Genomic DNA, 14,742 nt, shown 5'->3' on the forward strand with positions numbered 1-14,742 from the left:
CGGGGGCGGTTTCATTTTAGCGGGTTGCCAGTTTATCGGCGGGGGCGGCAGCCGGAGCTTCTTTATCGCCCTGTGGTTCTTTAGCGCCCGCCGGTTTGGTACCCTGCAGGGACAAGATAAAACTGGCTACCTGCTGCACCTGTAGCGGGTTGAGCTGCTTCTTCCAGGACATCATTCCTTTCTCGGGCACGCCTTCGTTGATGGTATGGAAAATAGCCTTTACGGAGCCGCCGTGCAGCCAGTACTCGTCGGTGAGGTTAGGCCCAACGCCCCCCTGCCCCTGCTGCCCGTGGCAGGCTACGCAGCTTTGCATGAATACCGCCTTGCCCGCATCGAGCGATTTGGCATCACTGACTACGGCCACCGTATTTTCGTTGATCGAGCCCGCTACTTTTTTGATGTAGGCGTCGCGTTGCCGGTCGGCCAGGGCTACTTCCTGCGTATACTCGGCCGTTTGCAGATCACCGGTGCCGATAACGTGGAAGATGAGCAGGTACACGACCCCGAAGGCGATTGTGCCGTAGAACAGGCCCATGAACCAGGGCGGAGTGGGATTGTCGAGTTCGTGGATATCGTCATAGGCATGGTCCATCATCAGGTCTTTCTCCTGACTGAGTGCGTGCAGGCCGGTGAAGCGCTGCCAGAGCGTACGCGTATCGCTGGGCTGGGTGGCGACCGGTGGCGTTACCATCTTCCGCAGTGTCAGCAGCAGATACAAAGCCACCACGCCGACGATAACCATACCGGTCAGCAGCAAAATGACCACGATGAGCAGTACAAGCTCTTCGCCGGTCTGGAGGCTCCAGATGGATTTTCCCGGATCGGCAGCCAGTAAAATAGAATGCAGGTTCATGGAATACAGTCGGTTAATCGGTGGGAGAATCATCGAACGGCAGGCGGCTCATCTGTCCCATATGGCCTTTGTCGACCCGCCACAGATACAGCCCCACCAGCACGAAAAAGACGAAGAAGGTCAGAAACGAAGCGACCATGTAAACGTCGGCCCCGGGAATCTTGTCAATGAATTGCTTGAACATGGCAGTCGGTTTTTTTAGTGATGAGTGAGGAATGATGAGCGATGAATGGGTGGTCCGTGGCCACACCGGGACGCGGACCACGGCGACGCTCATCGCTCATCATTCATCGCTCATCACTCATTTTACAGCGGTTTCTGCTTTTTTGATGTCGGTGCCCAGGCGTTGCAGGTAGGCAATGAGGGCTATTATTTCGCGGTCGGCGGGTACCTTGATGCCGTCTTTGGCGAGTCGGCTGCTGACCTCGGCGGCCTGTTTCTTAAGGTCTTCGTCCGCGTAGCGAACGGTTACGTCGTCATAGGGTACGCCTACGCTTTGCAGGGCTTTGAGTTTGGCCGAGGTACTGGCCACGTTCAGCTTTTGTTCGAGCAGCCAGGGGTAGGGCGGCATGATAGACCCCGGCGACATCGATTCCGGGTCGCGCATGTGGTGGTAATGCCAGGAGTCGGGGTATTTGCTGCCTTCGCGGTGGAGGTCAGGCCCGGTTCGTTTGCTGCCCCAGAGGAACGGGTGGTCATATACGAACTCGCCCGCTTTGGAGTACTCGCCGTAGCGCTCGGTTTCGGAGCGGAAAGGACGAACCAGCTGACTGTGGCAACCGACGCACCCTTCGCGGATGTACAGATCGCGCCCTTCTACCTCGAGCGCCGTATAGGGTTGTACGGCCACAATGGTAGGTACGTTGCTCTCGACCATGAAGGTCGGAATCAGCTCGATCAGCGATCCGATCAGGATTACCACCAGCGATCCAACCAGCAGCGGGAACGGCTTGCGCTCCAGCGAGCGGTGCCAGAAAGTATCGCCACCCGTTGGCGTATAGGCTTTGGGCAGCGCCATGGCTTCGGCGGGTTCGTTGGCGGTAAGGGTACCGGCAGCCATGGTTTTGAAAAGGTTGTAGGCCATGATGATCGCCCCGGCCAGGTAGAACGTTCCGCCGATGGCGCGCATCCGGTGCATGGGCAGCAGCTGCAGCGTTGTTTCGAGGAAGTTGCTGTACCGCAGCGTACTCTCCGGCGTAAACTCTTTCCACATCATACCCTGGGTGAACCCCGAGATGTACATAGGCACCGCATAGAACAGGATACCGAGCGTGCCGATCCAGAAGTGGAGGTTGAGCAGCCGCTTCGAGTGCAGGGGGGTGTGGTACATACGCGGGATGAGCCAGTAGAGCATGGCGAACGTCAGGAAGCCGTTCCAGCCCAGTGCCCCAACGTGTACGTGGGCCACGATCCAGTCGGTAAAGTGCGCAATCGCGTTGACGTTCTTGAGCGACAGCATCGGGCCTTCGAAGGTGGCCATACCGTAGGCGGTCAGCCCGACAACCATGAACTTCAGGATGGCATCTTCGCGCACCTTGTCCCAGGCCCCGCGCAGGGTCAGCAGCCCGTTGATCATACCGCCCCACGACGGTGCTATGAGCATAATGGAGAACACGACGCCCAGCGACTGGGCCCAGTCGGGCAGCGAGCTGTACAGCAGGTGGTGCGGACCGGCCCAGATGTAAATGAAAATCAGGGCCCAGAAGTGCAGAATCGACAGTTTGTACGAGTACACGGGTCGGTTGGCCATCTTGGGCAGGAAGTAGTACATCATACCCAGATACGGCGTCGTCAGGAAGAACGCTACCGCGTTATGCCCGTACCACCACTGCACCAGCGCATCCTGCACACCGGCGTAGAGCGAGTAACTTTTCAGGAACGTGACGGGTATCTCCATCGAGTTCACGATGTGCAGCACGGCAATGGTTACGAAGGTGGCGATGTAGAACCAGATGGCTACGTAGAGGTGCCGCTCGCGCCGTTTGATGATGGTGCCGAACATGTTGATCCCAAACACTACCCAGATCAGGGTGATGGCAATATCGATGGGCCATTCGAGTTCGGCGTATTCCTTGGAGGTCGTAATACCGAGGGGCAGCGTTGCCACCGCCGACAGAATAATCAGCTGCCAGCCCCAGAAGTGAAGCTTGCTGAGCAGGTCAGAAAACATGCGCGCTTTGCAGAGCCGTTGCAGGGAGTAGTAAACGCCCATGAAAATGGCATTGCCGACAAAGGCGAAAATGACGGCGTTGGTATGCAGCGGCCGGATACGCCCGAAGGTAGTATACTGGTTACCCAGGTTGGCAGCCGGCGCAAACAGCTGCGTAGCCACGATGACGCCCACCAGCATACCGATAACCCCCCAGATAATGGTGGCCACGGCAAAGTTGCGGACAATGGCATTGTCGTAGGTAAATCGCTCGGCCACAGGCGGCTGTCCTGGGCGGAGCTCCCCCGGCGGGGGCTGCCCAATAGCCGACCTATCGGGAGAGATGATCAGAGGGGGTTGGTTCGTCGTAGCGTTCATACGGCAGTAACGGTGATTTTAGAGGTAATCCGACAGGTAGGGCTGGGTGTCAGGGGCGCAGCGGGTAGCGGGCTTTTGGTACCCGACGCGGCCGGCTGGTCGGGCAGGGCGTCGTCGTCGAGCAGCATCCGCATAGACGGTGTATACAGATCGTCCTGCTGTCCGGTACGCATCGACCAGATAAAAGCACCCAGAAACCCCAGGGCCATCAACAGACTAATTCCGATCATAAAGAAGAGGACTGACATACCCATTGGCGTTTGACAGTCACAAAAGTGAGTGTCGCTGACCGGGTCAACGATGAGATTCGTCAGATGCCCGACTGATTAAATTCAGCTGGCAGTGTTTTGGAACTGGCGTGGTGGTAGTCAGCCACACCTACCCTTATCGCAATATTGCGATATGATGCAGAATCATTATCTTTAAGCCTGCCTGCCCCCTCACCCGCTTTCTTGATTCTTCGACTATGCTACACATCCGACCCGTTCAGCCCGCCGACTGGCCCGCCCTGGCTGCCATCTACCAGCAGGGCATCGACACTGGCCACGCTACCTTCGAGACAAAAGCCCCCCCGCCCGATGAGATGGCCCAGCACTACCTGCCGGCTCCCCAGCTGGTTGCAGACCAGAACGGCACGCTGGTCGGCTACGCGCTGCTCTCGGGCGTATCGGGCCGTTGCGTATACGGCGGTGTTGCCGAAGTAAGCCTGTACGTCCGGGCCAGCGAACGCGGCAAAGGCATTGGCCACCAACTACTCGAGCAGCTCATTATCGACAGCGAAGCCCAGGGGTTCTGGACGCTGCAGGCCGGTATCTTCCCCGAGAACCTGGCCAGCGTTGCCCTGCACCACCGGGCGGGCTTCCGTACGGTAGGCTACCGCGAAAAACTAGGCCAGCGGCAGGGCGTCTGGCGCGACGTGCTCCTGCTGGAACGACGCAGCCCAACCGTAGGCATCGGATCTCCCCCGTAGAGACGCGCCAGCCCGCGTCTCATTCGCGTCAGCAACAATACCATCCGGACAGGAGACGCGAAGGATCGCGTCTCTACGCGTCAGCAACAATACCAGCCCGACAAGACGGTAAACCATCTCCCCCGTAGAGACGCGACCGCAACGGCGGACCGCCCTCGCGTCTCATTCGCGTCAGCAACAATACCAGCCCGATAAGACCGTAAAACCATCCGGACACGAGACGCGAAGGATCGCGTCTCTACGCAGCAGCAACAATACCAATCGGGCAAGACGGTAAACCATCTCCCCGTAGAGACGCGATCCGTCGCGTCTCATTCGCGACAGCAACAATACCAAACCGACAAGACCGTAAACCATCCGGATAAGACCATAAAACCATCCGGGCACGAGACGCGAGGGCGGTCCGCCGGGCGGTCGCGTCTCTACGTGACCGCAACAATACCAACCCAACAAGACGGTAAACCATCTCCCCCGTAGAGACGCGACCGCAACGGCGGCCCGGCGCAACGGCGGACCGCCCTCGCGTCTCATTCGCGACAGCAACAATACCAGCCCGACAAGACGGTAAACCATCCGGACAGGAGACGCGAAGGGTCGCGTCTCTACGGGGGAGGCCACGAAGAACAACGCATAAAAAAAGGTTGGCCGCAGTGCGAACCAACCTTTCCGGGCGTTAATCTTAACCTACGATAAACTATTGTTCCAATGGGGATGGCAGTCGGGAGACAGCCAGTAGTCAATGATGAGGAGGGCGATAACTGGCGCAATCAGTCACTGCAGGTTAACCGCAACCAGGCGTTCTGACTTCGAGGTGCCCAGGTTGACCTGCTTCTGAATAACCCCTTCGTCCGATCTTATTTCCAGCGTATACAAACCATCTTCTACCTCGCTCATGTCGAAGAGCAGGGCGGCTTTCATCTCTTTTTTGGCGACCCGGTTCGCAAACAGCACGTTGTTCTTCTGGTCGAGGAGCGCAACGGATACGGTTCCGGGAGCCGCCTTCTGAATAGCCAGTTTAATCTTACCCTGCTTGGTTACGTATACGCTGGCATCGAACGACAATGGTTTGGCCGGTTTTTCCGGATTGCCGAGTAAGGTGGTGGCGCCGATAAGGAGGCCGCCCATCAGATTCTTGAAGCCCATCAGGGCGCTGGTTTGGAGGATTGTGGTGATCATGGCTTTATGTGTTTTGTATGTTGTTTACTGTTCTCCTCTTATATGCCAAACCACGTGCCACAAAATTTATATATTGATTATCAACACATTACCACCAAAAACTCGTGAATACGCTGTACGGAATCGGACAGGCGTTGTTCAGAAACGAACGTTTTGTGCGGACAATCGAAACCGCGCCGTAACAAAACTCATCCGGGGGGCTGACGTACATCAGGGATAAGGCTGGGCGGGGAACGGAGTTTTACAGCCAGAATTGATCTGAAACCAGCTCTTCATGCACGCTGCCCCCACCCCACCTTCGTCGGAAGAAGCCATTGCGGCTTTGTTGACCTGCCGTCAGGAAAATCAGCGCTGGACCGCTGCGCTATCGATGAACGAAGCGGACATTGACGGGCTGCTGGGCCTGCTGGCCGACCTGCTGGAGCAGCCTGCCTACCAGTCGGTACACAGCCGGGCCGTCCGCTATTACGGGCAGCTGTTCCGGCTGAAAGGCCGGTTCAGACAGATTCGCAGTATGTATTTATGTACCAGCAGCACCTGCGGGGCCATCTGCCACGAGAAACTGTTTGGTCGTCACGAAGCCCTTCCTCTTTCTTTTTCCCTCCTCAACGACGAATTCAATACCGTACGCGCTACCTGCTATCAGTTCCTGTCGGGGCTGGTACGGCTTAACTTAATCTAACCGCCGATCGGTCCGGTGGTGATGGCGTACTCCCACCCGGCCGATACCATTTTGTACTACATGCTTATTCTTGCGTTTTTTCTGGGCCACTGGTACCTCTCGGTGCTGATGCAAACGTTTTTTCTGCACCGGTACGCAGCCCACCAGATGTTTACCATGAGTCCCGGCTGGGAGAAATTCTTTTACGTGCTGACCTTTATCGGACAGGGGTCGTCGTTCCTGAGTCCGCGGGCGTACGGCATCATGCACCGCCTGCACCACGCCCATGCCGACACCGAGCACGATCCGCACTCGCCGGAGTATTCCAAAAACCTGTTCGACATGATGTGGAAAACGCGGATTTTCTACAACGACATCCTGAACAACCGCGACTCGATTCCGGCCCGGTTCAAAAAGGGAGTACCGAACTGGGAATGGATGGAACGGCTGGGCGATCGTTGGCCCGTGCGGCTTGCCTGGGGAACGGCCTATACCCTGTTCTACATTCAGTTTGCGACCTCCCCCTGGTTATTTCTGCTGCTGCCGGTTCATTTCCTGATGGGGCCGGTCCATGGCGCTATTATCAACTGGTATGCCCACCGCTACGGCTACACCAATTTCGAACTGGCCGATACGGCCAAAAATCTGCTGCCGTTCGATTTTCTGATGATGGGCGAATCGTACCACAACAACCACCACAAGTTTGGCGGGCGCCCTAACTTCGGCGGCTTCCGCTGGCACGAGTTCGACCCGGCCTATCCGCTTATCCGGCTCCTCGACCGGGTGGGCGTGCTGAAACTCCGGCTCGGCCGCGACGAAGCCTATATGTAGTACCGGTTCTATCGCCTGCCCTTATGACCGACACAACAGCCCCCGTACTGCACGACATCGACACCAAAGCCGACATCGCGTATCTGCTGGATCGTTTCTACGAGCGCGTGCGGCAGGACCCCGACCTGGGTTATATTTTCGATGGCGTAGCCCACGTCAACTGGCCCGACCACCTGCCCCGTATCAACGCCTTCTGGACTAACCTGCTGCTCGGGGGCGATGGCAGCTACCAGGGAAACCCCATGCGCGCTCACGTCGATCTGGCGCGTAAAACCCCCATTACCCCCGCCCACTTCGACCGGTGGCTGGCCCTCTTCACCCAAACCCTGACCGACTGCTTTGCCGGCGAGCGCGCCCGCGAAGCGCTGCTGCGCGCTCAGTCGATTGCGGCCGTTATGCAAAGCCGGCTCTACTCGGCGGGCCTGCTGGAGACTGATTAAAACCGCCCTAAAAGCCACATGAACCGGATCATGCAGGATTAGAACGTATATTGAGCTGATTTATAGCCCAATACCTTCCTAAACACCGGCAACCCGTGGCGACAAACTACGATACCATTGCGAAAGAATACCAGGCCTCAAAAATGCTCCCCTGGCGGAAGCAGGCCGAATCATACACCTTCTTCGAGCTGGCCGGCGACCTGACCGACCTGAATGTGCTTGATTTAGCCTGCGGAGAGGGTTTTTACACCCGACAGCTGAAACTGAGAGGGGCAGCCCAGGTAACCGGGGTCGATATTTCGGCCGGCATGATCCAACTGGCCCACGAGGCCGAAGCCCATAATCCACTGGGCCTGGTGTACATCTGTCAGGATGCGCTCACGCTGAACCTCGGTCAGTCATTCGATCTGGTTACGGCGACTTACCTGCTCAACTACGCCCGCACCGCCGACGAGCTGGTTCAGATGGCTACCGTAATAGCCCGCCATCTAAAACCGGGCGGCCGCTTCGTGACCATCAACAGCAACCCCGATTACCGGGCTACCGTCGAGACGATGTTTCCGTACGGGTTCACCCGCGAAAACAGCAGCTATATCGAAGGAGCCGAGATCATCTATCGCTTCTATCAGCCCAACGGATCACCTATTGCCGTTACCAATTACCACCTTGAAAAAGCGACCCACGAAACCGCCCTCCGGCAAGCTGGCCTGACCGACATTCAGTGGCACCCGCTGGTCGTATCGCCGGGGGGTATCGACGAGTTCGGAGCGGGCTATTGGGCGCCCCTCCTTGAATGCCAGCCCGTAATTGGCCTGTCTGCCCGCAAGCTGTAGTGGCTACAGGCAAACAGTAGCGCGTATCTAGCCTGCTTCAATACCGGCCGACGCTCTATAACTCGCCCTTGAGATAGTGGTGGTTGCCGCTCACGGGCCTATGTTCGGACCTGGAGTCTTTACCATATGTCTATTTTTTGTTTTCGTTTTGATTACGGTCATCCTAGCAAGGGCATAACGTTTTCAAGCTTTGTGTTCGAGCGAGTTTCGGAGCAGAAAATTTAAATTGACTATTAAAGTTTAATAGTAGTACAAAGCTCCAAGTTTGCGCGTCAACCCGCCTGACGCAAAACCCGTGTTAGGCACAGTTATTCTTGTTTCTCAAATATTTTTTTTATAGTATCTTCTCTATTTTCATAAGTTGTTGTTTTTAATTTTCTCAATTCTTCTTCTGAAAGTTGTTTCCAACCAAAATGATAATCATAAATCCAAACTTTGTCAGTCTTTGAGTTTGATTGTATATGCACACAGGCTGGAATATTACCTTGCTTTAAATTATAAACTTGTTTTGTATTAAACTCTAATTTCTTTTCGCCTTTTGGGTAAATATCCTCTGACGGCTCTTTATTAACTTTCCAATATGCGCTGTAGTAGTCAATTTGTTGTTGCAGATTTATTTCTTTGCCTGTCAGATGTCTATGATAGCTATCAAGTATAATACCAGACATATCATCTGGATGATATATGCCCTTCTCGTTAAAGTATTTTGAAAGTCTTGAACCACCCCAAAGTTGCCAATTATTCCGCATCCACATCCCGAAGCCCATATGTGCACCACCTGAAAATTCATCTTCCGTCGATTGCTTAATCTTTGTTTCTGTCGAATCGCTCCAGAAAGTATCTATCTGCTTAAAACAGTCTTCAAGGTCTTTGGGAATATATACACCCCTCAAGCTATCTGTTGTTAAACGGACCTTATCCTCCTTCGCCCATTTATTTTCTATAATTTGATATGGCAGAAGTATTTTATCCTCATCAAAACCTTCTCCTAATAACGTCTTCTTAAAAGCGATGAGAATAACGGCATTTTGGTGTTGATTTGATGAAATTCCTTTATCAATAAGATATTTTTTTATCTTTGATTTTTTGTTATCAATGCTAGTCCATTCAAATACTGTTTTATAGTCTCCGCTCCAAGGGTAGCATAATTTAATCAAGCTATCGTTTGCCGTTTTTTTTATGATTAGTTTTAAACTGTCTGGGCAGTCCGTTTGCAAAATAGTTATTGCATCAGCAAAATCTTTAGGTGTTTTTCTCTGTCCAAATGAAACTTGAACAATCAAGAATAAAAATGTCAATATTATTAATAATAATAGTCTCATATAATTGCACCTAACGTGAAAGCATTGGTGATAAAGTCTCTCCAGTCTCTTTCCATTTTAAATTACCACTAAATCTTAAATATGAGAAAGTTTTGGCGTGTTTTTTGTTGCAACACTGACTGGCTAGAGCGTGTTTTAATTTATTAGCTATTGATAACCAACTGCTTATACGTCAACTGTTAATAAGCGAAAGTAATAGAATTATAACCCTGTTTATACCAAAGCTCTTTTAATCAAACCCGTCTTCATAGTGCTTTGTAAGTCGTAGAGGAAGCCAACTAGCATAATACTAAATAAAATTCCCAACATGCTCTGACAATACATGCACGTTACTGATAGATGAGCTATCATTTCAGGGTGATGGTTTCTTTAAAGGTTGTCCTGAACAACTTTTACTTTCGTACAAGATGTATAGCGCACCCGCCCCCTTTCGCCAGATGAAGCGTCAGTTTCATTTTATCCGTAACAGGTCTCTTCTAAATGACATAGGTTTCGGGCTTGGTTTTCCAGTCGGCATTGGCCGCGTCGCGGTAGATTACGGCTTCGTCGGTTTGGCCGGGTTCGAGGAAAGACAGCGTCAAGCGGCCGTGTCGGACGCGTATTTAGCCCTTTCCGGGCCACTTTGCCTGCTGCTGATTCGACCAGATGACCTGTCGGCGCGTAAAGCGTTCGTTTCGGCGATTAGGGTTCGCAACTACGCGAATGTATAAAAAATGGTAGAACTAGTTGGAGAATTGCTTTTACCAACCTAGAATTGTGTCAAAAACACACGTTCTTGTAGGTATCCCATCATGGCCGTTTATCAACACAACACCCGCATTCTGGTCGCGCTGGACTGTATCATCTTCGGTTTCGACGGTGAGTCGCTGAAGTTGCTGCTGATCAAGCGAAATTTCGAGCCTGAATACGGAAAATGGTCGCTGATGGGCGGATTCCTGAACGAGGGTGAAGACCTCGAAGAAGCCGCCGGCCGGATTCTGTACAACCTGACGGGCCTGCGAAACAACTACCTGGAGCAGCTACAGACGTTCGGCACCGTATACCGCGACCCGGTTGAGCGTACGATTTCGGTGGTGTATTACTCGCTGGTCAACATTGCCGATCAGGACGTAGCGGCCATTCAAGCACACAACGCGTCCTGGATCAGTCTGGACAGTAAGCCCACGCTTATTTTCGATCACGACCAGATGGTTACCGTGGCGCTGCAACGGCTGCGTTACAAAGCCGCGCTGCACCCGATAGGCTTCGAGCTGCTGCCCAGCAAGTTCACCGTACCGCAGCTGCAGAAGCTCTACGAAGCCATCTACGGCACCCAGCTGGACCGGCGCAACTTCAGCCGCAAAATTATGGCTACCGACCTGCTGCTGAGTACCGGCGAAAAAGATACCAACTCCGTCACCAAAAAGGGGCAGCTCTACACCCTCAACAGCGACCGCTATCGGAAATACCTCGACGGCTACTACACCTTTCTACCCGAACTGGCCGAATTATCAGGCGGCTAACTAACCTTCACGCATCCACTCTTTCCTGGCCCGACTATCAGCCTGCTATGAAAAATCAATATGTCCTGGGTGTCGATTTTGGCACCGACTCCGTACGGGCCCTGCTGGTCAACGCCCACACCGGCGAAACCGTAGGGACACACGTACACGAATACGCCCGCTGGAAACAGGGGCTCTACTGCAACCCTGAGCAGTCGCAGTTTCGGCAACACCCGCTCGATTACCTCGAAGGGCTCGAAGCAACCATTACGGGCGCGCTGGCCAACGCCCCCGCCGACGTGCGGCAGCAGGTAGCCGGCATCTCGATCGATACGACCGGCTCGACCCCCGTTGCCGTCGATGAAACCGGACTCCCGCTGGCGCTGCGGCCCGACTTTGCCGAGAACCCGAACGGCATGTTCATTCTCTGGAAAGACCACACGGCCAACCGCGAAGCCGACGAAATCAATCAGCTGGCCCACCACTGGGATACCGACTACACCAAGTACGTTGGGGGTATTTACTCGTCGGAGTGGTTCTGGGCCAAGATCCTGCGCACCCTGCGCGTCGACGAGGCCGTCCGGCAGCATGCGTTCTCGTGGGTCGAGCACTGCGACTGGATATCGGCAACGCTGACCGGCCAGACGAACCCGCTGACGCTACGGCGGTCACGCTGCGCGGCCGGCCATAAAGCGCTCTGGCACGACGAGTTCAGCGGCCTGCCCTCCGACGAGTTTCTGACGCAGCTCGACCCGCTGCTGGCTGGTCTGCGCGACCGGCTCTTTACCCAGACCTATACCGCCGATCAGCCGATGGGTACGCTCTCGCCCGACTGGGCCCAGAAGCTGGGGCTGCCGGCCGGGGTAGTCGTGGGCGTCGGTGCTTTCGATGCGCACATGGGCGCGGTCGGGGCCGAAATTGAGCCCTATGCCTTCGTCCGCATCATGGGCACCTCTACCTGCGACATTCTGATGGCGCCCAACGAAGAAATCGGGCATCGGCTCATCCGCGGTATCTGCGGTCAGGTCGATGGGTCGGTGGCTCCCGGCATGCTGGGGATGGAAGCCGGTCAGTCGGCCTTCGGCGATGTCTACGCCTGGTTTGCGCGTCTGCTGACCGGCCCCGTGCGCGACCTGCTCGGCCCCGAAGCCGCCGACACCCTGAACCGCCAGCTCATTCCGCACCTGTCTGAGCAGGCGTCGCGGCTACCCGTTACGGAAAATGACCTGATTGCGCTCGACTGGGTAAACGGACGCCGGACCCCCGACGCCAACCATACGCTCAAGGGCGCGATCACCGGCCTCAACCTCGGTACCGATGCGGCTCGGGTGTTCAAAGCCCTGGTCGAAGCAACGGCTTTCGGATCGCGCAGCATCGTCGATCGGTTTATTCAGGAAGGGGTTCCGATCCGCAAAGTGATTGCCATTGGGGGGGTCGCCAAGAAGTCGCCCTTCGTGATGCAGACCCTGGCCGATGTGCTAAACCAGCCCATTCAGGTAGCCCAGTCTGACCAGGCCTGTGCGCTGGGGGCGGCCATGTGCGCGTCGGTAGCTGCGGGCGTTCATCCGTCACTGGAATCGGCGCAGCAGGCAATGGGATCGGGCTTCGACGCCCAGTACCAGCCCCGACCCGACCGGGTAGCTCTCTACGAAACGCTCTACCAGAAATACCTGAAACTGGGCGGTTTTGTCGAAGGCCCCCCAGCCCGCCAACCCCTGGCTGCCAGCGCCGTATAAGTAGCTTTCCGGCCGGACAAGGCGGTTTCATCGCGGGCTGAGCGGTCGATACCGTAGTTCGGATGGTTTAGGGTGTAGAGACGCAACCCTTTGCGTCTCTACACCCTAAACCATCCGGACAGGAGACGCAAAGGGTTGCGTCTCTACATCGTGGTCGGCGAAGCCACTGCAACATTCATCATTCATCATTCAAAATCAGTACAACGTTCATAATGATCAACCTGAAACAGTTTGAGATTTGGTTCATCACAGGGAGCCAGCATTTATACGGGGAGGAGACCTTGCAGCAGGTCGATGCGCACTCGCAGGCGATTGCCGAATTTCTCGATCGGGCCGCCGACATGCCGGTACGGATCGTGTTTAAGCCGGTAGTTAAAACAACCGACGAGATTTACGCCATCTGCCAGGCCGCCAATGCAGCCCCAGCCTGCATCGGGGTCATCACCTGGATGCATACCTTTTCGCCCGCCAAGATGTGGATTCGGGGGTTGACGATCCTTAACAAACCGCTGCTGCACCTCCATACCCAGTTCAACCGCGACATTCCGTGGGGCGACATCGACATGGATTTCATGAACCTGAACCAGTCGGCCCACGGCGACCGTGAGTTTGGCTTCATGATGACCCGCATGCACCAGGCCCGACCAACCCTGAACCGCAAAGTGGTGGTCGGGTTCTGGCAGGAAGCCTCTGTCGTTGCCCAACTGGCCGACTGGGCGCGGGTAGCTGTAGCCGCTCACGAGCTGAAAACCCTGAAGGTAGTCCGGTTTGGCGATAACATGCGGCAGGTGGCCGTTACGGATGGCGACAAGGTAGCCGCCGAGATGACCTTCGGCATGTCGGTCAACACCCACGGCATCGGCGATCTGGTCACGGTAATCAATCAGGTTAGCGATGCCGACGTCGACCGGCTCGTAACGGAGTATGCCGACACCTATACCCTGATGGATTCGCTGCAGCGGGGTGGCGCGCAACACAGCTCCCTGCGCGACGCAGCCCGGATCGAAATCGGGATGCGGGCCTTCCTGCAGGACGGCGGGTTTGGCGCCTACAGCGACACCTTCGAGGATTTGTACGGCATGAAACAGCTACCCGGCATTGCGTCGCAGCGGCTCATGGCCGACGGCTACGGCTTTGCGGGCGAGGGCGACTGGAAAACGGCGGCTATGGTACGCGTCATGAAAGTGATGGCGGCCGGACTGCCGGGCGGCAACTCGTTCATGGAAGATTATACGTACCACTTCGACCCGACCAACCCGCTCGTTCTGGGCTCCCACATGCTCGAGATCTGCCCCAGTATTGCCGATGGCAAGCCTAGCTGCGAGGTTCACCCGCTCGGTATCGGCGGCAAGGAAGATCCGGTTCGGCTGGTGTTCAACGCACCGGCCGGCCCGGCCATCAACGTGTCGCTGGTCGATATGGGCAACCGGTTCCGGTTCATCGTAAACGAGGTAGAAGCCGTAGCCGTTACGGAGGCCCTGCCGAAACTGCCCGTTGCCCGCGCCCTCTGGAAACCCATGCCCGACATGGCTACCGGCTGCGCGGCCTGGATACTCGCGGGGGGTGCCCACCATACGGTATTCAGCCAGAACCTGACCACCAGCCATATCGAGGACTTCGCCGACATCTTTGGGGTCGAACTCGTCGTGATCGATAGCCAGACGAAGCTGCGCCAGCTGAAAAACGAACTCCGCTGGAGCGAAGCCGCTTACCGCCGGTAATTGTTTCACGATTACCCTGCTGTTGCGTAAGCGGTTCACGAGGTCTGCACCGCGGTCGTTCACCTTGGTCCGTGTCAACACTGGGACGCGTAGTCGGACCACATGACCGGATGGTTTTGCTGACGCATAAGTGGTCCGACTACGCGTCCCGGTGGGGACACGGACCACGGTAAACGACATGAACTACGGTC

15 protein-coding genes are annotated in these 14,742 nt (G+C 55.6%); 8 read left to right on the forward strand and 7 right to left on the reverse strand.

Features of this window, described 5'->3' with window-relative positions; all coding sequences use genetic code 11:
- Window positions 1–16: 16 nt before the first annotated feature.
- From EQG79_RS16410 to ccoS, 4 genes are all read right to left on the reverse strand, one after another.
- Window positions 17–853, reverse strand: a complete 837-nt coding sequence (locus tag EQG79_RS16410) for a cbb3-type cytochrome c oxidase N-terminal domain-containing protein (RefSeq protein WP_129602632.1) — start codon at window positions 851–853, stop codon at window positions 17–19.
- A gap of 13 nt (window positions 854–866) precedes the next feature.
- Window positions 867–1,037 (reverse strand): hypothetical protein, encoded by a 171-nt coding sequence (locus tag EQG79_RS31040; RefSeq protein ID WP_165358915.1) that lies wholly within the window; start codon window positions 1,035–1,037, stop codon window positions 867–869.
- Window positions 1,038–1,154: 117 nt separating this feature from the next.
- A complete protein-coding gene (gene ccoN, locus EQG79_RS16415) occupies window positions 1,155–3,380 on the reverse strand; it encodes a cytochrome-c oxidase, cbb3-type subunit I (protein WP_129602634.1) in 2,226 nt (741 codons plus the stop codon).
- The gene (gene ccoS, locus EQG79_RS31325) at window positions 3,377–3,628 is read right to left on the reverse strand and encodes a cbb3-type cytochrome oxidase assembly protein CcoS (RefSeq protein ID WP_236648880.1); all 252 of its coding nucleotides are present in this window, start codon (window positions 3,626–3,628) and stop codon (window positions 3,377–3,379) included. Before ccoS ends, ccoN begins: the two co-directional genes overlap by 4 nt.
- Window positions 3,629–3,846: 218 nt before the next feature.
- On the opposite strand from ccoS, the gene EQG79_RS16425 reads away from it, so the two are divergent.
- Entirely contained in the window at window positions 3,847–4,350 is a 504-nt protein-coding gene (locus EQG79_RS16425) for a GNAT family N-acetyltransferase (RefSeq protein WP_129602637.1), read from the forward strand.
- Window positions 4,351–5,121: 771 nt separating this feature from the next.
- Here the strand turns inward: EQG79_RS16425 and EQG79_RS16430 are convergent.
- Window positions 5,122–5,526 carry a hypothetical protein gene (locus tag EQG79_RS16430; protein WP_129602639.1) on the reverse strand — a complete coding sequence of 135 codons (405 nt, stop codon included), beginning with the start codon at window positions 5,524–5,526 and terminating at the stop codon, window positions 5,122–5,124.
- A 274-nt stretch (window positions 5,527–5,800) separates the two neighbouring features.
- Between EQG79_RS16430 and EQG79_RS16435 the strand changes: the two genes are divergently transcribed.
- The 4 genes from EQG79_RS16435 (at window position 5,801) to EQG79_RS16450 (ending at window position 8,291) form a co-directional block, all read left to right on the forward strand.
- Window positions 5,801–6,208, forward strand: a complete 408-nt coding sequence (locus EQG79_RS16435) for a hypothetical protein (RefSeq protein ID WP_129602641.1) — start codon at window positions 5,801–5,803, stop codon at window positions 6,206–6,208.
- 60 nt (window positions 6,209–6,268) lie between these two features.
- A complete protein-coding gene (locus EQG79_RS16440) occupies window positions 6,269–7,018 on the forward strand; it encodes an acyl-CoA desaturase (RefSeq protein ID WP_077923345.1) in 750 nt (249 codons plus the stop codon).
- Window positions 7,019–7,041: 23 nt separating this feature from the next.
- Window positions 7,042–7,458 carry a group III truncated hemoglobin gene (locus tag EQG79_RS16445; protein ID WP_129602643.1) on the forward strand — a complete coding sequence of 139 codons (417 nt, stop codon included), beginning with the start codon at window positions 7,042–7,044 and terminating at the stop codon, window positions 7,456–7,458.
- Between the two features lie 95 nt (window positions 7,459–7,553).
- Window positions 7,554–8,291, forward strand: a complete 738-nt coding sequence (locus EQG79_RS16450; protein ID WP_165358916.1) for a class I SAM-dependent methyltransferase — start codon at window positions 7,554–7,556, stop codon at window positions 8,289–8,291.
- Between the two features lie 308 nt (window positions 8,292–8,599).
- On the opposite strand, the gene EQG79_RS16455 is transcribed toward EQG79_RS16450, so the two are convergent.
- Both EQG79_RS16455 and EQG79_RS31330 read right to left on the reverse strand, forming a co-directional pair.
- On the reverse strand, window positions 8,600–9,574 hold the full coding sequence (locus EQG79_RS16455) for a DUF6794 domain-containing protein (RefSeq protein WP_206445594.1): 975 nt from the start codon (window positions 9,572–9,574) through the stop codon (window positions 8,600–8,602).
- Between the two features lie 515 nt (window positions 9,575–10,089).
- Window positions 10,090–10,194 (reverse strand): glycoside hydrolase family 97 C-terminal domain-containing protein, encoded by a 105-nt coding sequence (locus EQG79_RS31330; protein WP_240699373.1) that lies wholly within the window; start codon window positions 10,192–10,194, stop codon window positions 10,090–10,092.
- A 210-nt stretch (window positions 10,195–10,404) separates the two neighbouring features.
- Between EQG79_RS31330 and EQG79_RS16465 the strand changes: the two genes are divergently transcribed.
- The 3 genes from EQG79_RS16465 to araA all read left to right on the forward strand — a co-directional run bounded on the left by EQG79_RS16465 (window position 10,405) and on the right by araA (window position 14,551).
- Window positions 10,405–11,115: an NUDIX hydrolase gene (locus tag EQG79_RS16465; RefSeq protein ID WP_077923331.1), complete on the forward strand. Its 711-nt coding sequence runs from the start codon at window positions 10,405–10,407 to the stop codon at window positions 11,113–11,115.
- Window positions 11,116–11,162: 47 nt separating this feature from the next.
- Window positions 11,163–12,830: a ribulokinase gene (locus tag EQG79_RS16470; RefSeq protein WP_129602649.1), complete on the forward strand. Its 1,668-nt coding sequence runs from the start codon at window positions 11,163–11,165 to the stop codon at window positions 12,828–12,830.
- A 212-nt stretch (window positions 12,831–13,042) separates the two neighbouring features.
- Entirely contained in the window at window positions 13,043–14,551 is a 1,509-nt protein-coding gene (gene araA / locus EQG79_RS16475) for an L-arabinose isomerase (RefSeq protein WP_129602651.1), read from the forward strand.
- Window positions 14,552–14,742: the final 191 nt, after the last annotated feature.

Origin of the sequence: Spirosoma sordidisoli (assembly GCF_004138325.1) — a bacterium.
In the GTDB taxonomy this organism is placed as follows: Bacteria; Bacteroidota; Bacteroidia; order Cytophagales; family Spirosomataceae; genus Spirosoma; species Spirosoma sordidisoli.

Excerpts from the sequence above, each read along its gene's own strand:
- EQG79_RS16410 (WP_129602632.1), bottom strand. The coding sequence starts at position 853 with ATGAACCTGCATTCTATTTTACTGGCTGCCGATCCGGGAAAATCCATC.
- EQG79_RS31040 (WP_165358915.1), bottom strand. The coding sequence starts at position 1,037 with ATGTTCAAGCAATTCATTGACAAGATTCCCGGGGCCGACGTTTACATG.
- ccoN (WP_129602634.1), bottom strand. The coding sequence starts at position 3,380 with ATGAACGCTACGACGAACCAACCCCCTCTGATCATCTCTCCCGATAGG.
- ccoS (WP_236648880.1), bottom strand. The coding sequence starts at position 3,628 with ATGTCAGTCCTCTTCTTTATGATCGGAATTAGTCTGTTGATGGCCCTG.
- EQG79_RS16425 (WP_129602637.1), top strand. The coding sequence starts at position 3,847 with ATGCTACACATCCGACCCGTTCAGCCCGCCGACTGGCCCGCCCTGGCT.
- EQG79_RS16430 (WP_129602639.1), bottom strand. The coding sequence starts at position 5,526 with ATGATCACCACAATCCTCCAAACCAGCGCCCTGATGGGCTTCAAGAAT.
- EQG79_RS16435 (WP_129602641.1), top strand. The coding sequence starts at position 5,801 with ATGCACGCTGCCCCCACCCCACCTTCGTCGGAAGAAGCCATTGCGGCT.
- EQG79_RS16440 (WP_077923345.1), top strand. The coding sequence starts at position 6,269 with ATGCTTATTCTTGCGTTTTTTCTGGGCCACTGGTACCTCTCGGTGCTG.
- EQG79_RS16445 (WP_129602643.1), top strand. The coding sequence starts at position 7,042 with ATGACCGACACAACAGCCCCCGTACTGCACGACATCGACACCAAAGCC.
- EQG79_RS16465 (WP_077923331.1), top strand. The coding sequence starts at position 10,405 with ATGGCCGTTTATCAACACAACACCCGCATTCTGGTCGCGCTGGACTGT.
- EQG79_RS16470 (WP_129602649.1), top strand. The coding sequence starts at position 11,163 with ATGAAAAATCAATATGTCCTGGGTGTCGATTTTGGCACCGACTCCGTA.
- araA (WP_129602651.1), top strand. The coding sequence starts at position 13,043 with ATGATCAACCTGAAACAGTTTGAGATTTGGTTCATCACAGGGAGCCAG.